The sequence below is a fragment of the Pedococcus sp. genome (assembly GCF_036554925.1).
Taxonomy (GTDB): Bacteria; Actinomycetota; Actinomycetes; order Actinomycetales; family Dermatophilaceae; genus Pedococcus_A.
The window spans coordinates 1-20854 of sequence record NZ_DATBMI010000109.1; the positions used below are offsets into that span (position 1 = coordinate 1).

At 73.3% G+C, this 20854-nt stretch carries 22 protein-coding genes; 10 read left to right on the plus strand and 12 right to left on the minus strand.

The window, feature by feature from the left end; genetic code table 11:
- A partial coding sequence (locus VIB11_RS08960) for a DUF2784 family protein (protein WP_332030428.1) occupies positions 1 to 224 on the plus strand: 224 nt, incomplete at its 5' end.
- Here VIB11_RS08960 and VIB11_RS08965 read toward each other — a convergent pair.
- The 4 genes from VIB11_RS08965 to VIB11_RS08980 form a co-directional block, all read right to left on the minus strand.
- A complete protein-coding gene (locus tag VIB11_RS08965) occupies positions 148 to 1506 on the minus strand; it encodes an MATE family efflux transporter (protein ID WP_332030430.1) in 1359 nt (452 codons plus the stop codon). The two genes, VIB11_RS08960 and VIB11_RS08965, sit on opposite strands and share 77 nt — an antisense overlap.
- A gap of 20 nt (positions 1507 to 1526) precedes the next feature.
- Positions 1527 to 2186 carry a TetR/AcrR family transcriptional regulator gene (locus VIB11_RS08970; protein WP_332030432.1) on the minus strand — a complete coding sequence of 220 codons (660 nt, stop codon included), beginning with the start codon at positions 2184 to 2186 and terminating at the stop codon, positions 1527 to 1529.
- Between the two features lie 83 nt (positions 2187 to 2269).
- Positions 2270 to 4768, minus strand: a complete 2499-nt coding sequence (locus VIB11_RS08975) for a glycoside hydrolase family 3 protein (protein WP_332030434.1) — start codon at positions 4766 to 4768, stop codon at positions 2270 to 2272.
- A gap of 2 nt (positions 4769 to 4770) precedes the next feature.
- A complete protein-coding gene (locus VIB11_RS08980; protein ID WP_332030436.1) occupies positions 4771 to 6069 on the minus strand; it encodes an MFS transporter in 1299 nt (432 codons plus the stop codon).
- A gap of 169 nt (positions 6070 to 6238) precedes the next feature.
- Between VIB11_RS08980 and VIB11_RS08985 the strand changes: the two genes are divergently transcribed.
- Entirely contained in the window at positions 6239 to 7036 is a 798-nt protein-coding gene (locus tag VIB11_RS08985; RefSeq protein ID WP_332030511.1) for a PIG-L deacetylase family protein, read from the plus strand.
- A 78-nt stretch (positions 7037 to 7114) separates the two neighbouring features.
- Here the strand turns inward: VIB11_RS08985 and VIB11_RS08990 are convergent, their stop codons facing one another.
- From VIB11_RS08990 to VIB11_RS09005, 4 genes are all read right to left on the minus strand, one after another.
- The gene (locus tag VIB11_RS08990; protein ID WP_332030438.1) at positions 7115 to 7861 is read right to left on the minus strand and encodes a cobalamin B12-binding domain-containing protein; all 747 of its coding nucleotides are present in this window, start codon (positions 7859 to 7861) and stop codon (positions 7115 to 7117) included.
- Between the two features lie 54 nt (positions 7862 to 7915).
- Entirely contained in the window at positions 7916 to 8608 is a 693-nt protein-coding gene (locus VIB11_RS08995) for a DNA alkylation repair protein (RefSeq protein WP_332030440.1), read from the minus strand.
- 115 nt (positions 8609 to 8723) lie between these two features.
- The gene (locus tag VIB11_RS09000; protein ID WP_332030442.1) at positions 8724 to 9332 is read right to left on the minus strand and encodes a DapH/DapD/GlmU-related protein; all 609 of its coding nucleotides are present in this window, start codon (positions 9330 to 9332) and stop codon (positions 8724 to 8726) included.
- Between the two features lie 60 nt (positions 9333 to 9392).
- A complete protein-coding gene (locus tag VIB11_RS09005) occupies positions 9393 to 9665 on the minus strand; it encodes a DUF2277 domain-containing protein (RefSeq protein WP_332030444.1) in 273 nt (90 codons plus the stop codon).
- Positions 9666 to 10023: 358 nt separating this feature from the next.
- Here VIB11_RS09005 and dnaB point away from each other — a divergent pair, with 358 nt between their 5' ends.
- The 4 genes from dnaB (at position 10024) to VIB11_RS09025 (ending at position 13136) form a co-directional block, all read left to right on the plus strand.
- Positions 10024 to 11391 (plus strand): replicative DNA helicase, encoded by a 1368-nt coding sequence (dnaB, locus tag VIB11_RS09010; RefSeq protein ID WP_414695795.1) that lies wholly within the window; start codon positions 10024 to 10026, stop codon positions 11389 to 11391.
- 280 nt (positions 11392 to 11671) lie between these two features.
- Positions 11672 to 12157, plus strand: coding sequence for a hypothetical protein (locus VIB11_RS09015; protein ID WP_332030446.1), 486 nt, complete (start codon positions 11672 to 11674; stop codon positions 12155 to 12157).
- Positions 12154 to 12564, plus strand: coding sequence for a hypothetical protein (locus tag VIB11_RS09020; RefSeq protein WP_332030448.1), 411 nt, complete (start codon positions 12154 to 12156; stop codon positions 12562 to 12564). The genes VIB11_RS09015 and VIB11_RS09020 overlap by 4 nt, the downstream gene beginning before the upstream one ends.
- Before the next feature lie 113 nt (positions 12565 to 12677).
- Complete coding sequence (locus tag VIB11_RS09025) at positions 12678 to 13136, plus strand: PH domain-containing protein (protein ID WP_332030450.1); 459 nt, start codon at positions 12678 to 12680, stop codon at positions 13134 to 13136.
- 168 nt (positions 13137 to 13304) lie between these two features.
- Here the strand turns inward: VIB11_RS09025 and VIB11_RS09030 are convergent, their stop codons facing one another.
- The 4 genes from VIB11_RS09030 to VIB11_RS09045 form a co-directional block, all read right to left on the minus strand.
- Positions 13305 to 14021 carry an MBL fold metallo-hydrolase gene (locus tag VIB11_RS09030; protein WP_332030452.1) on the minus strand — a complete coding sequence of 239 codons (717 nt, stop codon included), beginning with the start codon at positions 14019 to 14021 and terminating at the stop codon, positions 13305 to 13307.
- Positions 14022 to 14109: 88 nt separating this feature from the next.
- Positions 14110 to 15021 (minus strand): hypothetical protein, encoded by a 912-nt coding sequence (locus VIB11_RS09035; RefSeq protein WP_332030453.1) that lies wholly within the window; start codon positions 15019 to 15021, stop codon positions 14110 to 14112.
- Positions 15022 to 15150: 129 nt separating this feature from the next.
- The gene (locus VIB11_RS09040) at positions 15151 to 16131 is read right to left on the minus strand and encodes an LCP family protein (RefSeq protein WP_332030455.1); all 981 of its coding nucleotides are present in this window, start codon (positions 16129 to 16131) and stop codon (positions 15151 to 15153) included.
- A gap of 67 nt (positions 16132 to 16198) precedes the next feature.
- Complete coding sequence (locus VIB11_RS09045; protein ID WP_332030457.1) at positions 16199 to 16672, minus strand: VOC family protein; 474 nt, start codon at positions 16670 to 16672, stop codon at positions 16199 to 16201.
- Positions 16673 to 16784: 112 nt separating this feature from the next.
- On the opposite strand from VIB11_RS09045, the gene VIB11_RS09050 reads away from it, so the two are divergent.
- Genes VIB11_RS09050 through VIB11_RS09065 form a run of 4 tightly spaced genes read left to right on the plus strand, consistent with a single transcriptional unit; the run spans position 16785 to position 20815 of the window.
- Positions 16785 to 17834: a GNAT family N-acetyltransferase gene (locus tag VIB11_RS09050; protein ID WP_332030459.1), complete on the plus strand. Its 1050-nt coding sequence runs from the start codon at positions 16785 to 16787 to the stop codon at positions 17832 to 17834.
- Positions 17831 to 18694, plus strand: a complete 864-nt coding sequence (locus tag VIB11_RS09055; RefSeq protein ID WP_332030461.1) for an SMP-30/gluconolactonase/LRE family protein — start codon at positions 17831 to 17833, stop codon at positions 18692 to 18694. Before VIB11_RS09050 ends, VIB11_RS09055 begins: the two co-directional genes overlap by 4 nt.
- Positions 18695 to 18704: 10 nt before the next feature.
- The gene (locus VIB11_RS09060; RefSeq protein ID WP_332030463.1) at positions 18705 to 19652 is read left to right on the plus strand and encodes a hypothetical protein; all 948 of its coding nucleotides are present in this window, start codon (positions 18705 to 18707) and stop codon (positions 19650 to 19652) included.
- A gap of 47 nt (positions 19653 to 19699) precedes the next feature.
- Entirely contained in the window at positions 19700 to 20815 is a 1116-nt protein-coding gene (locus tag VIB11_RS09065; protein WP_332030465.1) for a lysylphosphatidylglycerol synthase transmembrane domain-containing protein, read from the plus strand.
- Positions 20816 to 20854 lie beyond the last annotated feature (39 nt).

The following is a 20854-nucleotide window of genomic DNA, read 5'->3' on the forward strand; positions in this document are numbered from 1 at the left end:
GCGGCGGCGAGCAGCCGCTGTCGGGCACCGGGTTCATCGACCACTACCTCGAGAACGTCGTCTACCCGGAGCGCTACACCCGCCAGATCCAGGTGCTCGCGGCGGTGGTCGTGGCGGCCTCGTGGGCTGGCGTGGTGGTGCGACGGACTAGCGCGAGGCGCCGGTCACGAGCCAGTGGTCGGAGCGGATCCGCCACCAGAACAGCGCGCCGCGGATCGCCATGAAGGCGGTGAAGGCCACCCACAGCGCAGCCAGGGCGACAACCTGACCGTCGGTGCCGCCGTCGCCGAGCAGGGTCTCGGCGGCGGCGTGCACGCCGAGCGCCAGCGGGAGGTAGAGCACCAGGGTGGCGACCATGGCCTTCGCCAGCCAGCGCCCGTCGCCGGCCCCGATCAGCACACCGTCGACGACGAAGACGTAGCCCGACAGCGGCTGCCCGAGGGCCACGACCACCAGTGCGGCGGCCAGTGCCGAGCGCACCGCCTCGTCGGTGGTGAACGCGGCCGGCAGCACCCGGTGGACCGCCAGCAGCAGCACGCCGAGCACCGCGCCGCCCCAGACGCCCCACCGCACCATCGTGGACGTGGCGGAGCGGGCCGCGACCACGTCACCGGCCCCGAGCGCCTTGCCGGTGAGTGCCTGGGCCGCGATGGCGAGGGCGTCGAGGGCGAAGACGAGGAAGGACCACACCGTCGCCGCGACCTGGTGCGCGGCCAGCGGCACGTCGCCGAGCCCGGCCGCGACCCAGGTGGTGACGAGCAGGATGGCGCGCAGCGCGAGCGTGCGCACGAGCAGCGGTATGCCGCTCACGGCCGCCCGCAGGACGCGTACGGGGTGCGGGTGGAGGCTGGCGGCGGCGCGCTCGGCGTGGCGGACCAGGACGACGACCAGACCGGTCGCCATGCCGGTCTGGGCGAGGACGGTGCCCCACGCCGACCCGGCGATGCCCCAGCCCAGGCCGTAGACGAACGCCACGTTGAGGGCGATGTTCGACGTGAAACCAGCCACCGAGGCGACCAGCGGGGTGCGGGTGTCCTGCAGGCCACGGAGCACGCCGGTCGCCGCGAGGGCGACGAGCATGGCGGGGATGCCGAGGGCGGAGATGCGCAGGTAGGTCGTGGCGTGGCCGAGGGCCGACGGCGACGCGCCGAAGACGCGGCACAGGGGTTCGGCGGCGAGGGCGACTGCGGCGGCCACGACCGCGCCGATGGCAACTGCCAGCCACGTGCCGTCGATGCCGGCCTCGAGGGCCCCGCGCTCCGAGCCGGCGCCGACCTGCCGGGCCACGATCGAGGTCGTCCCGTAGGCCAGGAAGACGAAGAGGTTCGCGGCCGTCAGGAGGGTGGCGCTCGCGACCCCGAGCCCGGCGAGCTGCGCGGTGCCGAGGTGGCCGATGATCGCCGAGTCCGCGAGCAGGAAGAGGGGCTCCGCGACCAGGGCCAGGAACGCGGGCACCGCCAGCCGCAGGATCTCCCGGCTCTGGGTGGTGGTCGCCGGGCTGCTCATCGACCTGTGCTCATCGACCGCTACCCGTCGACCCGGGCCGGCAGCTCCCAGCGCTCGCGGACCGTGCGCGCGAAGGCGGCGAAGTCCGCGGCCATGTCCTCGCCCTCGGGGTCCATCAGCCACTGGATCTGCAGGCCGTCCATGACGGCGAGGGTCACCCGGGCGATGCGCTCGACGGGCGCGTCAGGGGCGCAGGTCCCGTCGGCCTGCGCCTGGCGCAGCCCGGACACGAGCATCTCCGCGGCGGCACGGTGGTGCTGTCGCAGCCAGTCGTGCCCCGGGTGGTCGGCGTCGATGGCCTCGCCGGCCATCGCGGTGAAGAGGCGCACGAACGGCTCGCGCCCGGTGTTGTGCTCGACGAGTCGCACGAGGGCGTCGAGGACCTCCCAGCCCCTCGGCTCCCGGTCGTCGCCCAGGGCGGCCATGTCCTGCTCGTCCCGGCGGGCCAGCACCCCGGCCAGCAGCAGCTCCTTGGAGGGGAAGTGGTGGAGCAGCCCGGTCTGGCTCAACCCCGCCGCCTCGGCGACGCTGACCATCGAGGTCGCCCGGTAGCCGGTCTCGGCGAAGAGGTCGGCCGCCGCCGCGAGGATGCGCTCGCGGGTCTCCGCGGCGTCACTGCCACGGGGTCGCCCGCGTCCCCGGCGGGCGGGGCGCGGCTGCGGTTCGGTGGTGGTCGCCACGCGCTGAGGGTATGCCGCGGGCGGGCTCCCGCTCGAACCCGGGCGCGCGCGGCGGCGGCCCGGGCTCGAACGGGGTCCGGCCATCAGCCCAGTGGGAGCCGGTGGCGGACGTCGCCGAGGCCCCGGGCGACGATTAGCTCGCCGCCGTCGGCCAGCCGGGCCCAGCCGTCGGCCTCGGCGTCCCAGCGGCGCCACAGCCGGGCGTCGCAGTCGACCGAGGCGGTGGCGGAGCCGCCCGACGGGACGTCCACGGCGGCCCAGCCCACGAGCCGCACCGGCTGGTCGCCCTCGGCCGGCTGCAGGTAGACCTGCACGACCTCGCGGGAGTCACGGTCGGACGTGTTCCGCACCGTCACCTCGACCCGCGGTGCGCCGTCGTCGCCCGCGCCCGCGACCACTGCCTCGGGGTAGTCCCACGAGCCGTAGCCGAGGCCGTGCCCGAGCCACCAGGCCGGTGCCTTGGCGCGCCCGGCGTGGAAGCCGCGGTAGCCGACGAACGTCCCGTCGGTGTACTCGAGCTCCAGGTCGGTCGGCACGACGTCCCACGCCGGGGCCTCGCCGTCCGCGGCCGGGTAGGAGGTGACCAGGCGTCCGGCGGGCTCCCGCACGCCGAGCAGGGCGTCCGCCACGGCATAGCCGCCCTCCTGGCCCGGCAGCCCGACCACGACGATCGCGTCGACCTCGTCGGCCCACGGCATCAGGACCGGGGTGGCCGCGTTGACGACGACCACCGTGCGCTGCGCCGCGGCGGCAACGGCGGACACCAGGGCGTCCTGCGCCCCGGGCAGCGCCAGGGTGTGCTTGTCGACCGCCTCGGTCTCCTGCTCCTCGGTCAGTCCGACGACGACGACGGCCGTCCCGGCCGAGCGGGCCGCCTCCACTGCTGCGCTGATCGACTGCTCCGCGGGTGCAGGGGCCGGGTGTGCCACCAGGCTCTTCACGCCCATGCCGGAGGCGATGAGGTGCGACAGCTGGCCGATCCTGCCGTCGGGACCGGGCACCGGCTCGGAGCGGACGAGGGTGAGGGTTGCCTCGACGAGGGCACCGGCCGCGAGGTCGACCTGCTCGGTCCAGGCGGGCGGCTTGAGCATGGACTCGCCGGGGTCGTGGCCCTCGGCCACCAGCCTCGTGCCGGCCACCTCGGTCCCGTCGACGCTGATCCGCCACTCGCCGACGCCGAGGGCGCCGAGCCGGGTGGGGCCCCCCTCGCGAACGCGGGCCGCGAGCGTGACCCTGGCCGCCGGTCGAGGGAGCTCGTCGTCCCAGCCCACGCTGACGCTGGTGACGCTGCTGTGTTCCTGCGCCATGAGCTCGCCGTCCGCGTCGTAGTAGCTGACCCGTATCCCGGGCCTGCCCGTCTCCGGGTCGCTGACGAAGGCCGGGTCGGCGGCGACCGGCCGGTCGCGGACCTCGACGCCGTCGACGACGACGAGCCGGTCGCCGAGCACCTCACCGAGGCCGGCGGCGATGGAGACCTGGTGCGGCGGGTTGACCTGGGCGGATCCGCCCCCCATGCAGATGGTCTCGACGGCGTGGCGGCCGACGAGGGCGACGCTGCCGGAGGCTCCGCCCTCCCCTCCCGGAGCCAGGGGGAGCACGCCGTTGTTGGCCAGGACGACCATGCCGTCGGTGGCCAGCCGGCGCAGCTGGGCCCGCCGCTCGGGCGCGTCCGGGGCCGTGGAGGAGGCCGGCCACTGCCGGTGGTCCTCGGGGCCGCCGAGCGCGCCGACGCGCTCCGCGAGCCGGAGCAGGCGGCACACGTGCTCGTCGACGACCGACTCGGGCACGGCACCGGACTCGACGTCGGCCACGAGCGCCTCGCCCCACGGCCCGTCCGGGCCCGGCATGACGAGGTCGAGGCCGCCGAGGGCAGCCGGGGCGGAGGTCTTGGTGGCGAACCAGTCGCTCATGAGCAGGCCGTCCCAGCCCCACTCGCCCTTGACCACCTCGTTGTTGACGTGGCCCTGCTCGGTGGCGGCGACGCCGTTGACGTCGTTGTAGGCGGCCATGATCGACCAGGGGTTCGACTCCTCGACAGCGATCTCGAACGGCAGCAGGTAGACCTCGCGCAGCGCCTCCTCGGAGACCACGGAGTCCATGTAGTTGCGCTCCGTCTCGGACTCGTTCGCGACGAGGTGCTTCAGGCAGGCCCCGATCCCCTTGCCCTGCAGGCCCTGGACGTAGGCAGCGGCGAGCTTCCCGGTGAGCAGCGGGTCCTCGGAGTACTGCTCGAAGAGCCGCCCACCCAGGGGCGAGCGGTGCAGGTTGATCGTCGGGCCGAGCACGACGTGGATCTGCTGCCGCTCCGCCTCCTCCGCGAGCATGCCGCCGACCTCGCGGGCGGACTCCTCGCTCCAGGCCGAGGCGAGCACGGTGGCGTTGGGGAAGAGCGCCACCTCCGCCCCGCCGGTGAACTTCAGGCCACGAACGCCGGTCGGGCCGTCGGAGAAGGCCATCGGCGCCAGGCCGATCGAGTCCTCGCCCCACAGGGTGAAGGCGGTCTCGCCGGTGAGCAGGCGCACCTTGGTGCGCAGGTCGAGCTTCGCCACCAGCACGGCATACGGGTTGTTGAGGTGGTTCATCGTCACTTCACTTTCCGGATGGGGAGGACGACAGCGGCGCCGACGAGCGCGATCAGTGCCGCTGTCCACAGCATGAGGGTGTAGTTGGGGCCGGCGGAACCCACGCCGACGCCGAGGAGCAGCGAGCCCAGGAAGGGCGCCGCGGACTGCGGGATGGCGTTGGCCATGTTGAAGACGCCGAGGTCCTTGCCCGAGTCGTCGCGGTTCGGGAGCACCTCGAGCACGAGGGCCATGTCGACGCTCATGTAGATCCCGAACGCGAGGCCCATGATCGCCTCGACCCAGTAGAACCCGGAGACCGTGTCGGCGTGCGCGAGCAGGGCGACGCCGACGCCGAAGAGCAGCGTCGACGAGGCGACCAGCATCTTCCGCCGTCCGGTGCGGTCGGAGACCACGCCCGCAGCCCAGCCGGCGACGACGAGCACGGCGGTGTAGATGAGGATGCCCGTCGCGATCGCCTGCGCGGCCTCCGCCTCGGAGAGCTCCACCCGGTCGACGAGGAAGTTCAGCCGGAAGGTCGTGAACAGGAAGCTGCTGAGGAAGATGAGGAAGCGCGACCACCAGGCGAAGCCGAAGTCGGGGTGCCTGACGGGACTGACCCAGAAGGTCTCGGCGATGGTCCTGGCGTCCAGGCGCGGGGGTGGGGTCTCGAGCACCGGGTCGGGCAGGACGAGGGCGAACACCACCATGCCGAGGACGCCGATCGCCGCCGGCACCATGAACAGGCCGAGCATGTCGTCGGTCAGCCGCGTGGCGAGCTGGGCCGCGGCGAGGACGGCGACGTTCTGCATGATCCCCACCATCGCGGAGACCTTGGCGTGCTGCTTCTCGGGCAGCTGGTCGGCGAGGGTCGCGATGAACGGCGCGAAGGCGGCGTTGGCGCCGAGCTGGGCGATGAACCAGCCGAGGGCCAGGACGGGGACCGAGCCGGCCTGGGAGATGAGCAGCAGCGCCGCCGCCATGACCAGGACGCCGCCGACCAGCCAGGGCCTGCGGCGTCCGAAGCGGGAGGTCGTGCGGTCCGAGAGGCGGCCGAAGACGGCGTTGCCGAGGAAGGCCGCGACCGCGCCGACACCGAGGACCACTCCGAGGGCACTGGTGCGCCCGGTCGGGTCGGCGACCAGGGTGTTGACCTTGAGGGCCATGCTCACGATCACGGGGCCGAGCAGGGCCACGAAGAGGCCGAACTGCGCGAACCCGAGGGCGCCCACGAACAACGGGGACTTGGGTTCGGTGGGCTTCTCGCCGCACCGGAGCGGCCGCCGCTCGGCCGTCAGGGTGGTGTGGGTGGGAATGGTCATCGTCGACTCCGGTTCCGGGCCCGGCTTCCTTGTCGGGCGTCTGTTCCCAGAGCAGCAGGCTGCAGCAGATATTAAAATAGAGCCTATTAACTATTTATCATTTCGTGACCTTCTCGACCCCTTCCGGGTATGCCGCCCGGGCGCCCCGGCCGCGCGGCATCATGGCCGTGTGCCCACGATCGTGTACGTCCACGCCCACCCCGATGACGAGGCCTCCCAGACCTCTGGGTCGATGGCGCGTGCGGCGGCCGAGGGCCACCGGGTGGTCGTCGTCTTCGCGACCAACGGCGACCACGGCGAGCTCGCCCTCGACCTCGCCGACGGCGAGACGGTGGCCGACCGGCGCCGCCGCGAGGCCCAGGCCTCGGCGAACGTGCTCGGGGTGGCTCGGGTGGAGTGGTTGGGCTACGCCGACTCCGGCATGAACGGCTGGGAGCAGAACCACCACCCCGGGGCGTTCCTGCAGGCCGACCTCGACGAGGCGGCCCGTCGCCTCGCGCGCATCCTCGACGACGAGGCCGCCGACGTCGTGGTGGGCTACGACTGGCACGGCGGGTACGGCCACCCCGACCACGTCAAGGTGCACCAGCTCGTCCACCGGGCCACCTCGCTGTCGGTGGCGCGGGCCAGGGTGTTGGAGTCGACCTTCAACCGGGACGTGCTGCGACGCATGTACGACGCGGCTGTTGCGGCGGGCGAGGCCGCGGCCAACTGGGACCCCGACGCCCCGATGGACGACGGCAACCCGCTCGGCACCCCCGAGGCGGAGATCCACCTGCAGGTCGACGTGACCGACTACCTGCCCCAGCGCCGCGCGTCGATGGAGGCGCACCGCAGCCAGGCCACCGACATCGAGGGGTTCCTGGGCATGCCGGAGGACGTGTTCGCGGCGTTCTTCGGGACCGAGCACTACGTCGAGCCCGGCCGCGAGCCGGGCATGCGCCGGGGGTGGTTCTTCGACGACTGAGTCCGGTCGGGCGCGAGCGGCCCCGGCGCAGCGTCGTCGTGCCGTGAGAGGGATGCCGCTGCGATCCGGTGCGGTTCGTCAGCTGGCCTCGGACTGCATGCCGGGGGTGTCTGCGGAGGCCTGGGCCGCCATCTCGGCCTCCTCGCGCCGGCTCGCGGCGAGGTCCCTGGTCGCGACGTGGCTCGACGCGACCTGCTCGGCGGCACTCACCGGGTCGCCGGGCAGGTAGGTCGCGCCGATGGCCTCGGCGAAGGCCCAGCTGGCTCCCTCGCCGGCCACGGCCAGCGGTGCCACCCGGGAGAGCTGGGCCAGCTCCCACCGCCGAGAGCTCAGCCCCCGAGCCGTGGTCGACGCGAGCACCACGAGCTCGGGTGGGCTGACCTTGGCGAGGCCGATGAGGTCGTGCACCGGGGTGTGCGCCCCGAAGAAGCGGACCCGCCAGCCGCCGCGGTGCAGGGCGATCCCGAAGGGGAACAGCGGCAGGTCGTGCAGCTCGCCCGGCGGGCAGGCGAGCCAGACCATCGGGCCGAGGCCGCTGCTCCAGCCGCGCGAGAGTGCGGTGAGCCGCGCCCGCACCACCTGGGTGATGAAGTGCTCCTGGGCGACGGTGAGGATCCCCGTGGACCAGTCCTCGCCCACCTCGTGCATCAGCGGCATGACGACCTCGCGGAGCGCGTCCTCGACCCCCATGTCGGCGAGGCAGCAGTCGAGCAGCTCCTCCGCGGCCTCTTCGTCCAGGAGGCGGACCGCTTCGGCCAGGGTGGTGTGCCACAGGGCAGCGGGATTCCCGGAGGGGGCTGCGAGGGTGGCGGGAGTGTCGGACACCGACGCAGCATAACCGGCGTTTGTGCAGGTCAGGGGCTTAGGGTGCGCACTTTCTCAGAGGTGCTTGAGTGCCTCGCGGCGGGAGAGGCCCGAGAGGCGGTCCCCGTAGGCGGCGACGGTCTCGCGGACCCACTCCGGGTCGGTGCGGGCGTACTGCCGCAGGGCCCAGCCGATCGCCTTGCGGACCCAGAACGAGCCGTCGGCCAGGTTGGGCTCCACGCACGCGCGCAGCAGGGCGGTGTCGGTGTCGTGCCTGAACGTCAGCTGGCTGAGGATCGCGGTCCGGCGCACCCACAGGTCCGCGTCGGTCGACCAGGCCCGCACCACCGGCGCCACCGCGTCGTGGTGCGCCCGGAGGATGGGGCCGACCCGGTTGGACGCGACGGGGTCGACGAGGTCCCACCAGGCGCCGGTCCGCACGAGGTGCTCGTAGAGCGGAACGGCCTCGGGGTCCTGCCATGCGCGGTAGGCGCGGTGCCCCGTGAGCGCGATCGCGGCATACCGCTCCTCGCGGTGGGTGGCGGAGTCCCAGAGGTCCCGGACCGCGGCGTCCCACTCGCCCCGGGCGGCGATCCGGTGTGCCGGGTCGGCCAGGATCGGCCGCAGCAGCGCCGTGAGCTCCGCCGAGGAGATGCCGCGGAAGGGTATCTCGGACTTCATGTACCGCTGCTGGGCCACGGCCCGCTCGGGGTCGCCGGCCGCCGCCACGGCCCTGCGGATCGCCTGGACAACGTCGGACCCGGTCACCGGGCCAGCCTGTCAGCCCCGACCGACGCGCGCTCGGCCGTCCGGGTGCGCTGGCCAGAGGTCGGGAGCACGGCCCCCTCCGTTGCGCCAGCCACCGACAGCCGGGCCGGCTCGGTCAGCTCCCGGCTGGGGCTCCGCCGTCGCCGAGGCTCCGCACCACGCGGGCCGGGTTCCCGACGGCGACGACGTTCGCAGGCAGGTCGCGGGTCACCACGGCGCCGGCTCCCACCACGGTGTTCTCGCCGATGGTGACCCCGGGCAGCACGATCGCGCCCCCGCCGAGCCAGACGTTGTCGCCGATGACGATCGGCTTGGCGGCCTCCCACTTGTCCCGCCGGGGCCCGGGCTCGAGGGGGTGCGTCGGTGTGAGCAGCTGGACGTTCGGGCCGATCTGGACGTCGTCGCCGATGGTGATCGGGGCGACGTCGAGGGCCACGAGGCCGAAGTTGGCGAAGCAGCGCGCGCCGATCCGGATGTTGCTCCCGTAGTCCACATGGAGCGGCGGGCGGATGTGGGTGCCCTCGCCGATCGAGCCGAGCAGCTCCGCGAGGATGCGGTCGCGCAGGGGGCCCTGGCGGACGGAGGTGGCGTTGAAGGCTGCGGCGAGGTCGAGCGCGGCCGAGGCCGCCTCGAAGATGGCGGGGTCGTCGGCGATGTAGAGGTCGCCGGCGAGCATCCGCTCGTGCATCGTGCGCGTGTCGTCGGGGCTCGCAGGGTCCGTCATGGTGAGGACGCTAGGCCACCGGCATCCGGCCGTCGCGAGGGCGTGGGTGTGCCGCGCGGCTCAGGCCGTGGCATAGCGCGCCTGTGCGCGGGCCCGGGCCTTGGCGGCCTCGGTCTCGCGGTCCTTGGGTGGCGCGCTGGTGGTGAGGTGGTCGAGCAGGTGCTGGGTCGCGTGGGCCACCGCCTCCACCGCGGCGTCGAAGGCTGCCTGGTTGGCCTGGCTCGGGCGAGTGCTGCCGCTGACCTTGCGGACGTACTGCAGCGCTGCCGCGCGGACCTCGTCGGAGGTGGCCGGGGGCTCGAAGTTGTGGAGCTGACGGATGTTGCGGCACATGGGCCCAGCCTAGGTCGGCAGTGTGACCGGCGTCATGTGGACAAATTCGGGCATTCCGGCCGGAAGAAACTTTTCGTCCACAGGCGGTGGATGACGTTGTCGCAGGTCAGGACCGGTGCCGGGTGGTTGTCCCCTGGAAATCCACAGGGTTGTCCCAAGGCTGTGCACATCCGTGCCGCTGCTCGTGCACAGGTTGTCCACGAGTTGTGCACAGGCGTGGTTTGAGCCTGCCCGGCGCACCGCTCTACGGTGAGCCGAGCACGGGCACGCCGGGTGCAGATCCCTCGATCTGTCGGCGGCCGCTGGTCTACTGGATCGCACATCAGTTCGACATCGTTGTAGGGGTTTGCCTGTGTCCATTGCGGAGCTGAGCACCAGCGCCTTCGGGGCGGTCTCGGACGGTCCATCCGACGAGCGGGTGCCCCCGCAGGATGTCCACGCCGAGCAGTCGGTGCTGGGCGGCATGCTCCTCTCCAAGGACGCCATCGCCGACTGCGTCGAGGGCCTGCGCGGCACCGACTTCTACCGCCCGGCCCACGAGCTGATCTACGACGCGATCCTCGACCTCTACGGCCGGGGAGAGCCGGCCGACGCCATCACGGTGTCCGACGAGCTGTCCAAGCGCGGCGACCTGCAGCGCATCGGTGGCCAGGCCTACCTCCACCAGCTGATCCAGGCGGTGCCGACCGCCGCCAACGCGGGCTACTACGCACAGATCGTGGCCGAGCGCGCGGTGCTCCGCCGTCTCGTCGAGGCCGGCACCCGCATCGTGCAGCTCGGCTACCAGCAGGGCGGCGGCGACGTCGAGGACATCGTCAACGCGGCACAGGCCGAGGTCTACTCCGTCGCTGACAAGCGCGGCGGTGAGGACTACACCGCCCTCGGCGACGTGCTCGAGGAGACCCTGAACGAGATCGAGGTGGCCTCGGGCCGCACCGACGAGATGATCGGTGTGCCGACCGGCTTCATCGAGCTCGACGAGCTGACCCACGGCCTGCACCCCGGCCAGATGATCGTGATCGCGGCCCGTCCCGCGGTCGGCAAGTCGACGATCGGCCTCGACATCGCCAGGGCGGCCGCAATCCGGCACAAGCAGGCCACCGCCATCTTCTCCCTCGAGATGAGCCGCACCGAGATCACGATGCGCGTCCTGTCGGCGGAGGCGCAGATCCAGCTCCAGGACCTCCGCAAGGGCACCCTCGGCGACCCGGGCTGGCAGAAGCTGGCCCGGATCATGGGGCAGATCTCCGAGTCGCCACTGTTCATCGACGACTCGCCGAACATGTCGCTGATGGAGATCAGGGCCAAGTGCCGCCGGCTCAAGCAGCAGCACAACCTCAAGCTCGTCGTCATCGACTACCTGCAGCTGATGAGCTCGGGCAAGAAGGTCGAGTCCCGCCAGCAGGAGGTCTCGGAGTTCTCCCGTGCCCTCAAGCTGCTCGCCAAGGAGCTCGAGGTGCCCGTCATCGCGATCTCGCAGCTCAACCGTGGCCCCGAGCAGCGCACCGACAAGCGGCCGCAGATGTCCGACCTGCGCGAGTCGGGCTCGATCGAGCAGGACGCCGACATGGTCATCCTGCTCCACCGCGACAAGTCCGACCCGGCCCGCGAGGGGGAGGCCGACGTCATCGTGGCCAAGCACCGAAACGGCCCGACCAAGGACATCGTGCTGGCCTTCCAGGGCCACTACAGCCGCTTCGCGAACATGGCCAACGACTTCGGCTGATCGGTGTCCAGCGACATCTCGGTGTCACCATCCACGACGCGCCGAACGGGTCGCGTCAGGGCACGTCAGCTCGTGCTGCACCTCCGTCGAATGCGGGTGTCCCACCCCAGCAGGTTCGGTGACACTGCACGGCAGCGTCGTCGGTGACCCGGTGACCCGGTGACCCGGTGACCCGGTGACCCGGTGACCCGGTGACCCGGTGACCCGGTGACCCGGTTCTCCGTGTTTCCGGGTGGCAGGACAGCGCGGTCACCGATGGACAGGGCTGGGGGGAGCCAGGGTGGACGCAGGTCGCGACGTGGCGGGGACGTACCAGCCAACCGCAGAGTCCCTGAGGCGGCACCGGTGGCTGCTGGTCCTCTTCGCGCTGGCGGCCGTGGGGCAACTGGTGCGGGCGGGCTTGGCGTTGGCCGACGGCGCCTACGGTGCGGCCACGTGGCACCTCGGCATCCTCCTCGGGGGCGCCCTGCTGTTCTGGTGGGGCTGGACGCAGCGCACCGTCGTCTCCAGCGACGGGATCCGCGTCAAACGCGGCCGGACCTGGCGGACGCTGACCTGGGACGAGATCGCGTCCGTTCCCGAACCAGGCCGGTGGAGCAACACCAAGATGCTGTCGGTGACCACGACCGCAGGGGAACGGGTGGCCCTGCACGTCCCCGACTCGCTCTGGGAGCCGTTGGTGGCGTACGCCGATGCGCACCGCCAGCCTCATCCCGGCGAGCACGGGCCACGCCTGCGCGACACGCCCCCGCAGGACGCTCAATGACCCAGCGACAGCGCACCTTCTGGCGATGGGTCATTCGAGGCTGCCTGGCCCTCGGTGGGCTCAGCCTGCTCATCGGCGCGACGTTGGTGGTGATGGGCCTCGTGGGCGGCGAGACCGATCGAGCCGTGGCGGGTGTCGGTGCCGTGCTCGGCGGTTTCGTCCTCTTCGGCGCCGCGGCCGGGTTTCGCTGGATGGTCGCCGCCACCGACCGGGGTCGCGGCAAGGAAGCCGAGACCCGGATGTTCCGGTGGGGCAGCCTGTTCTTCGTCGTCCTCGCGGTGCTGACCCTGGTCATGGCGATCACGCGGCCCGACCAGGTGGTTCACCGGGTGAACGCCGCGCTCTTCCTCGGAGTCGCCGTGCTCTGGGCGCTCAGGGCGACGGGCAAGATCGGCAGGAGGTCGTGACTCAGTGCAGGTCGGTCGCGGTAGAGGCCGCGACGGGGCAGGCCCGGCTCGCGCGGCGAGCGCCGCGTGCTCGGGGGACGGCGAACATGCCAACACATGACAGGCGGCGGGACATGGCAGAAGGCGGCACGGCGGGTGGCGTCGCAGGGGAGCACCGGGTGGACCGGATGACGCTCTGGTGGCTGTGGGGGGCGATGGCGGCACTCTGGTCGGCCAGTGCCGTGTTCAACCTGCTCGGCGGGAGGGTCGTGCTCGGCGGCATCAACGCTGTCGCCGCGGCACTGGCAGTGTCTGTTGTGCTGACGTCCCGCTCCGAGCGGACGGTGGTCGGCCCGGACGGGATCCGGGTCAAGCGCGGGTACCGGTGGCGCACCGTGCGTTGGGACGACGTCGAGCAGGTGGCCGAGCCGGACCGGTGGACCTGGGACCGGACACTGCGGGTCACCACCACCGCGGGCGAGGACGTCAGACTGGACGTTCCTGGTGCGTTGCGCGCGCAGTTCATCGAGTACGGCCAGGCACACGGGCTCCGATGCGCGCCTCCCGAGGCGCCGCACCGCGACGCCGGGTGAGGCCGGGCACCGCGAACCGAGTGTGTCACCGGTAAGCCGCGACCTCATCGTCACCACCGCCGTGGAGAAGCGTCGACGAAGGGGACTCGATTCGCCCACGGTGTGAGTCACAACCGTGTCCGCTGGCGACGACCCGGGACGGGACCTGGCCCAGCGTGTCCCCCGGCCTCAGCCGGCGGGCGGGTGGTCGGCCAGGAAACGCCTGATCGCCTCGCGTGGCCGGTCGCGGATCTCCGGGCCGTGGGTGAAGGCCGCCACCGAGTAGTCGAGCTCGCCGAGTCGCCGCGCTGTCCGGGTGGTCAGGGCGAAGTTGGTGCAGAACGCGCGGACCGGCCAGCGGATCCCCCGCACGTTGAAGATCGCGTCTCCGGTGACGAGCAGCCCGCTCGGCTCGTGCAGCAGGGACACGTGGCCCGGCGAGTGGCCCGGGGTGTGGACGACCCGCAGCCCGCCGGCGATCGGGAGAAGCTGCCCGTCGGTGAAGGTCGCGCCCACCGGCGGGGCCTCGAAGCCACCTCCGGGCAGCCGGGCCATCAGCCGCCCCAGCAGCGTGGCACCGTCGCGTGGGGGGACCCTGCCGGCCGCGACCGCGGCCGCGTCGTCCTCGTGCACCTCGACAACCCGGCCCGTGCGGCGCGCCATCTCGGCGGCGCCCCCCGCGTGGTCGGGGTGGGCGTGCGTGAGGAGCAGCCGCGTGACGTCGGAGGCCCCTGCGCCGATGCGCGCCAGCGCGGCGTCGACCCTCCGCGGTGACCACTTCAGCCCGAAGTCGACGAGCGCGACCTGGCCGTCGTCGTCGCGCAGCACGAAGCCGTTGACGAGATCGCCGACCAGGCGCATCCGCCAGACGCCGGGCACGAGGGGAACCACCGGGGGAGCCGCCATTCCCGCACTGTATGCCGCGGGCAAGGCACGACCCCCGTCCCGCTGGGCGCGGGACGGGGGTCGTGTGGTGCTGGTTGCGCTCGGCGGGTCAGGCCCGGCGGCTCAGCCGGATGGCGGCGCCACCGGCGGCGATGAGCGCCAGCGCGATCGCGGTGAGCGGTGCGCCGTCGGAGCCGGTGTTGGCGAGCTCGGCGCGGGCTGCGGTCGTGCCCGTGCCCGTCGACGCCTGGCTCGGGACGGCGGAGCGGGCCGCGGCCGGGGTGATGGTGAACTCCTCGATGCCGAAGGCGCTCGGCATCAGCATGACGTCGGAGAGGGCGCGGATGCCGGAGTCGGCCAGCGGCGGCACCTCGGTCTCGCTGCCACAGACGACCATGCCGATCGCCGTGCCGGCCTCCGGGGCGACCGAGTCGCTCTTGGTGATCGGCACACGCACCGAGACCTTGCCGCCGGCGCCGGGGGTGAGCTCGCGGGTGAAGAACGGGTCCTCGGCCTCCTCGTTGCCGGCCAGGACGACCGCGTCCGTCGCGTCCTCGGGACACGTGGCCGAGACGGTGATCGTGCCGCCCAGCGCGACGGTGCGCGAGGAGAGGCCGACCTCGATCTCCTCGAACTCCAGGTCGAAGTCGATGACGAAGAGGTCGGTCGACGCGCTGGCGAGCGGCTTGGCGCTGCCGTACACGATGCAGTCGACGGTCGCCGTGCCCGGGCCGGCGACGGCGTCGGTCAGGTCGAGGGACGCCTCGAAGGACAGGTCCGGAGCCACGCCGACCGCGTCGAAGGCGGTCTCCTCACCGTCCTGGACCAGGGTGACGACCGCGGTCTCGGAGCCGGACGGGCAGGAGCCGCCGACGATGAGCGGCTCGTCGATGAACGCGACGTCGGACTCGACCTCGATGGTCGCGCCGGGCGCGGCATGCGCGGGCGCGGTGGCGGCGACCACGCCGCCCACGACCAGCAGGGTGGCGAGCGCGAGGCCGCGCGTGCGGGCAGACAGCATGAATTCACCTGTTCGTCAGTGGGGTCCCCTCGAGCGCGAACACTAGTGACCGGGACGAGCCGATCATGCCGGTTTGGCCCCGCTCGGGCAGAAATCGCCCGAACGGCTGATCTCCCACAGCGTCGGCGCCTAGGGCGCGGGCGCCTGGGGCGCGGGTGCCTGGGGTGCGGTGGTGCACGAGGGCGTCTGGAAGGGTGCCAGCGCCGCCCGGGTCTCCGCGGTCGCGAAGGCGACCGGCACCTCGGTGGACGTGCTCCGCGCCGGTGCCGTGCGGACCCGCCCCGCCGCCACCGCGGCACGCAGGTCCAGGGCGAGGGATGCCGTCGCCCGGACCCCCAGCCCGTCGTCGCGACGCAGCCGTGGCCCGAGCGCCCACAGGGCCCGGTGGGCCGCCACGGGGCCGTCGAGGCCTGCCGCAGCCTGCTCGAGGACGTCGACGGCGTGGCTGGTCCGCGTGCGGTCCGCGCCGGCGAGCGGCGTCCAACGGCCGTCACGCAGCACCTCGGGCTGGCGGGACCGCACCCAGGCCAGGGCCTGCTCGCCGCCCAGGCGGTGCCTTCCGGCCCGGGGGAGCGAGAGCCCGGCCTTGAGGTCGCGCAACGGTTCCCGCGTCGAGACCAGCACACCCCCGGTGCTGTCGACGAGGTCGATGAGACCGCGGAAGTCGAGGATCGCCACGTGGTCGACGCCGATACCCAGGTCGCGGCACAGGCTCGTCACCATCGTCTGGGCGCCGCCCTCCAGGGCGAGCCCCAGCCGGTGCGGGTCGCCCGCCCGTGCCCCCACGTAGAGGTCCCGGGGGATCGACAGCACCTCCGCCTCACCGGCGGCCGTCCGGCGGAGCACCAGCACCAGGTCTGCCCGCTCGCCGGTCGCCTGGGCGCGGTCGGCATACCGCTCTCGGTCGCCGGCAGGCAGCCGGTCCCGGGAGTCCGAGGCCAGGAGCAGGTATGCCGTGCCGTCACGCGACCCGGGCGGTGTCACCTCGACCGTGGGGATGCGGTGCACCAGCACCGCCGCGTCGACCGCGACGGCCGCCACGATCGCCACGACGGCAGCGCCTGCGGCGAGGAGCAGGCGCCGCCTGGCGGGGGAGGGCGTCGGGGGCACCGGAGCAGTGTCCCCCATCGCCGGTCCCCACCAGTGCGACCGTGTGGCCCGGGCTGGGCGCGCCGGGCTACCCGCCGTCGGCTGCCCGCTGGACGGCTGCGATGTCGATGCGCTTCATCGTGAGCATCGCCGCCATCGCCCGCTGTCCACGCTCCTCGTCGGGGTCCGCCAGGAGGTCGAGCAGCTGCCGCGGGACGACCTGCCAGGACAGGCCGAACCTGTCCTTGAGCCAGCCGCAGGGGCCCTCCTCGCCGCCCGCGCTGAGGGCATCCCAGTAGTAGTCGGTCTCCTCCTGGGAGTCGCAGTCGATCTGGAAGGACACGGCCTCGTCGAACGTGAACTGGGGGCCGCCGTTGAGCGCGACGTACGGCTGGCCGTCGAGCTCGAAGGCGACGACCATCACCTGCCCCTCCGGTCCAGGGCCGGCGGAGCCGTACCGCTGGACGTGCGTGATGCGGGAGTTCGGGAAGATCGAGGTGTAGAACCTCGCGGCGTCCTCACCCTGGGTGTCGAACCACAGGCACGGAGTCGTCTTCGGCATGGTCTTGCTCCTCTCGGCGGAGGCGGTGGTGTCCAGTCAACCCGCCCACCCCTACGGACCCCCACCCCTCGCCAGACTCATCGGTGGCGGCGCCGGCTGACACACTGGACCGGTGACTGACACGAGCCCGCTGCCGACCGTGCCGGACCTCCCGGCGGGATGGACGACCCGCATCCCCACCCTCGAGGACATCGGGTCCCTCGCCGATCTGGTTGCCGCGCACCAGGAGTCGGTCAAGGGGTCGAGCTCGGTGGACCCCGAGGCCGTCGCGGCCGCGGCCACCGGCACGGCCTCCTGGACCCGCCGTCAGGTGCTCGTCGAGGACGCCTCGGGGGCGGTCGTCGCGTGGGCGAGCGTCCACGACCGGGCCGCCGGCCGCAGCGTCGTCGACGTCACGGTGGCGCCATCGGCGGACGAGGCCGACCGCCTGGCCCGGGCCCTCTTCGCGTGGGCGGAGGCGACCGCCCTCGACATCGCCACGCTGCGCGACCTGCCCGGGACCCAGCTCGACGCCAGCGCGTATGCCGCCGACGAGCGGCAACGTGCGTGGCTCACCGATGCGGGCTACCGGCAGACCCGCACCTGGCTCCAGATGAGCCGTCAGGTCCCTGCGGAGGAGGGTGAGCCGGGTGCCCTCCCGGCGCCACGCGAAGGCGTCACGGTGCGACGGGTCGCCAAGCACGACGACGGCCTGCCGGTCGCCCAGGACCTCCAGACCGTGCACCAGATGCTCGAGGAGTCCTTCGCCGACCACTTCAACTCCTATCGGGAGAGCTTCCCGGAGTTCGTGCAGCGGCTGCGCGAGGACCCCGGGCACCGGTGGGACCACTGGTGGATCGCGGAGCTCGACGTCGATGGCGAGCAGGTCCCCGGCGGGGCGCTGGTCAGCTCGGTGCTGCGGCCGGACGGCGGGGGCGTCGAGGGCAGCTACGTCGACTACATCGGGGTGCACCGTCGCGCCCGGGGTCGCGGCGTCGCGAAGGCGCTGCTGCACACGGTCATCGCCGACACCGCGCGCCGCGGGCGCAACCGCGTCGGGCTCGAGGTCGATGCCGACTCGCCGACGGGCGCCGACGGGCTGTACACGTCCATGGGCTGGCAGACCGCGTACAAGACCGAGTCGTGGCACCGCGACGTCACCGTGGCCGGTGGCCACCGATGACCCGGGTGGACCAGCGCACCGACCCGGTCGCCCACCACGGCGAGGGCCCCGTGTGGTGGGAGCCCTGGGGCGGGCTGCGCTTCGTCGACATGCTGGCGGGCGACGTCCTCCACCTCGGCGCGGACGGGAGGGTCGGCCGCACCCACGTCGGGACGGTGGCCGCGGCCCTGCGCCCCAGGGCCGGCGGCGGCGCCGTGGTGGCGACCGAGCGCGCCTTCGCCCTGGCCTCCAGTGACGACCTGTCCGACCTCGCCACCCTGCCGGACACCTGGACCGACCCGTCGATCCGGTTCAACGACGGGGGCTGCGACCCGGACGGCCGGTTCTGGTGCGGGACGATGGCCTACGACGAGACGCCCGGCGCCGGGTCGATGTACCGGCTGTCCGCCACCGGAGACCAGGCCCCGTACGCCGTGGACCGGGTGTGGGGCGACGTCACCATCAGCAACGGGCTGGCCTGGAGCCCCGACGGGAACCGCGCGTACTACAACGACACGCCGCACGGTGCCGTCAGCGTCCTCGACTACGTCGACGGCGACCTCGTGGACCGCCGTGACTTCGCCCGCATCGACTCCGGCCATCCGGACGGGCTCTGCGTCGACGCGGAGGGCGGTGTCTGGGTGGCGCTCTGGGGCGGCTCGGCCGTCCGCCGCTACACCGCGGACGGGCGGCTCGACGAGGTCGTGGAGGTGCCGGCGAGCCGGGTGACGGCCTGCACCTTTGGCGGCCCCGGCCTGCGCGAGCTGTTCATCACCACCAGCGCCGAGGGCGCCGACCGCCAGGACGAGCCACTCGCCGGTGCGCTGTTCTCGGTCGAGCCCGGGGTGGCAGGCATGCCGGCCCTGCCCTTCACCGGGTGAGGCACCCGGGGTGACGTCCGTGGGGACCCTCGCCGAGGCGACCGCCCGGCTGTATGCCGTGGCGCCGGAGGAGTTCATCGCCACGCGCACACTGATGGTCGCCGACGCGAAGGCGGCCGGCGACCCCGGCCTGGCGCAGGAGATCGGTCGCCTCCGCAAGCCGACCGTCGCCGCCTGGGCCGTCAACCTCGCCGTGCGCGGGCACCCCGCGGAGCGCCGACGCCTCGTCGACGTGGGCCGTGAGCTGCGCGGAGCCCAGGCCAGGCTCGACGCCGCCGCCCTGCGCGACCTGCGGCCCCAGCGGGAGGACCTGCTCGCCCGGTTCGTGGCGGCGGCCGCCACGGCAGCGGGGAGCGCGGGGCGTCCGCTGGCGCCGGCGGTCCTGGAGGAGGTCCGTGGCACCGTCGTCGCGGCGCTCGCGAGCGAGGAGGCCACTGCTGCCGTGCTCTCCGGTGCCCTGGCCCGGGCGCTGGCCTACTCCGGTCTCGGGGAGGTCGACCTGACCGAGGCCGTGGCCCGCACCACGTCGGGCGCCGTGCTCACCGTCGTGCCCGGCGGGGCGGGTGCACCCGGCGCACCGGCCGCTGAGGGAGAGACGCAGCCGGATGAGGCCGCTGAGGGAGAGCCACAGCCGGGGCGCACCCCGGATGAGGCCGATGAGGAGGCCCAGGCACGGGCGGTGCAGGCCAGGGCAGAGCGGCTGCGGGAGGCCGAGTCGGCGCTTGCCGAGGCCGACGCGGGACTCGAGGAGGCCATCACCCGTGCCGACGACGCTCGGCAGCTCGCGCTCGAGGCCCGTCGGCGGGTCCACGAGGTGGAGGCCACCCTCACCCAGGCGCGGGCGGAGCAGCGGGCGGCCGAGGAGGCGGTCACCGACGCGGTCCGGGCCAGGGCCGCGGCCCAGGCCCGGCGGCATACGGCCGACCAGGCCCTGGCCAGGGCCCGGCGAGGTCACTAGGACCAAGGACCGATGGCGCGGGGCCGGCTCGCGCACAGACTGGTGCCATGGCCCTGCAGACGCGCAGACCGGGGGCTCCCATGACGTCGGCCCAGCGCGGGCGCACCAGCCCCAGGCGGCTGGTCGAGGCCGTCGCGTCCGGCGTCCTCGCCGCAGCGCTCCTCGTCTGGGGGCTGCCGCTCGTGGCGGGGGCCAGCTGGTCGGACATCGCGGGGGTGCTGGCCGACCTCACGCTGGCTCAGCTGGCCCTGCTCGCGGTCGTCTGGCAGCTCGGGCTGTGGGTCCACACCGTCGCCCTCGCGGCCGCCATGCCGGGGCTCAGCCACCCCCGCGCGTACTTCCTCAACCTCACCGGCAGTGCGGTCTCGAACGTCCTCCCGCTCGGCGGGGCCGCCGGGACGGCGCTGAACTACTCGACCTGCCGGGTCTGGGGCTTCAGCACCCCGGTCTTCCTGCGCTGGGCGATCGTCACGAACATCTGGGACACCCTCGGCAAGCTGGTCATCCCCGGCGTGGCGCTGCTCTGGCTGGCAGCCGACCGGACCCGCTCGCCGGGAGACCTCGTCAGCGCCGCCCTCGGCTCGGTCGTGCTCCTGGCCGTGCTCGTGCTGCTGACGTGGTACGCCATGCGCCACGACGCCATCGCGCGCTCGGTCGGCCGGGCGATGGACTGGGTGGTGTCGCACCTGCGGCCACGGCGGCGACGGCAGCGCACAGCCGAAGGGCGCCGGGGCAGCGGGTGGTATGCCGAGCAGGCGGAGGTGTTCCGCCGGGAGAGCGCCGCGCTCGTCGGCGCCGCGTGGTGGCGGCTGACCGTGGGGAAGGCGTCCTACGCGGCGTGCCAGGCGATGCTGCTCTGGCTCTGCCTGCGCGTCCTGGGCGCGGAGGTCTCGCCCGCGGTGGCCTTCGCGGCCTTCGCCGCGGAGCGCGTGCTGTCCCTCGCCGTGCTCACGCCTGGTGCGACCGGAGTGGTCGAGGTCGGGATGACCGGGATGCTGGTGGCCTTCGGGGTGGCCCCTGCCACCGCGGCGGCAAGTGTCCTGCTCTACCGTGCGTTCGTCGTGGGGCTGGAGATCCCGACGGGCGGCGCCGCGATGGCGTGGTGGCTGCTGCGGCAGCGGGCCAGTCGGGTCTCGGCGCCCCGGGGCAACATCTCGGGGTAAACCCTGAGGACTAGGGCGAATGGTGGGGGCGAAGATAGG

Bases quoted from the DNA above. Each gene is read 5' to 3' on its own strand.
- VIB11_RS09035 (WP_332030453.1), bottom strand. From the start codon at position 15,021: ATGCTGTCTGCCCGCACGCGCGGCCTCGCGCTCGCCACCCTGCTGGTC.
- VIB11_RS09055 (WP_332030461.1), top strand. From the start codon at position 17,831: ATGACCCGGGTGGACCAGCGCACCGACCCGGTCGCCCACCACGGCGAG.
- VIB11_RS09005 (WP_332030444.1), bottom strand. From the start codon at position 9,665: ATGTGCCGCAACATCCGTCAGCTCCACAACTTCGAGCCCCCGGCCACC.
- VIB11_RS08965 (WP_332030430.1), bottom strand. From the start codon at position 1,506: ATGAGCAGCCCGGCGACCACCACCCAGAGCCGGGAGATCCTGCGGCTG.
- VIB11_RS09045 (WP_332030457.1), bottom strand. From the start codon at position 16,672: ATGCCGAAGACGACTCCGTGCCTGTGGTTCGACACCCAGGGTGAGGAC.
- VIB11_RS09025 (WP_332030450.1), top strand. From the start codon at position 12,678: ATGGCAGAAGGCGGCACGGCGGGTGGCGTCGCAGGGGAGCACCGGGTG.
- VIB11_RS08980 (WP_332030436.1), bottom strand. From the start codon at position 6,069: ATGACCATTCCCACCCACACCACCCTGACGGCCGAGCGGCGGCCGCTC.
- VIB11_RS09030 (WP_332030452.1), bottom strand. From the start codon at position 14,021: ATGGCGGCTCCCCCGGTGGTTCCCCTCGTGCCCGGCGTCTGGCGGATG.
- VIB11_RS09020 (WP_332030448.1), top strand. From the start codon at position 12,154: ATGACCCAGCGACAGCGCACCTTCTGGCGATGGGTCATTCGAGGCTGC.
- VIB11_RS09000 (WP_332030442.1), bottom strand. From the start codon at position 9,332: ATGACGGACCCTGCGAGCCCCGACGACACGCGCACGATGCACGAGCGG.
- VIB11_RS08975 (WP_332030434.1), bottom strand. From the start codon at position 4,768: ATGAACCACCTCAACAACCCGTATGCCGTGCTGGTGGCGAAGCTCGAC.
- VIB11_RS09065 (WP_332030465.1), top strand. From the start codon at position 19,700: ATGGCCCTGCAGACGCGCAGACCGGGGGCTCCCATGACGTCGGCCCAG.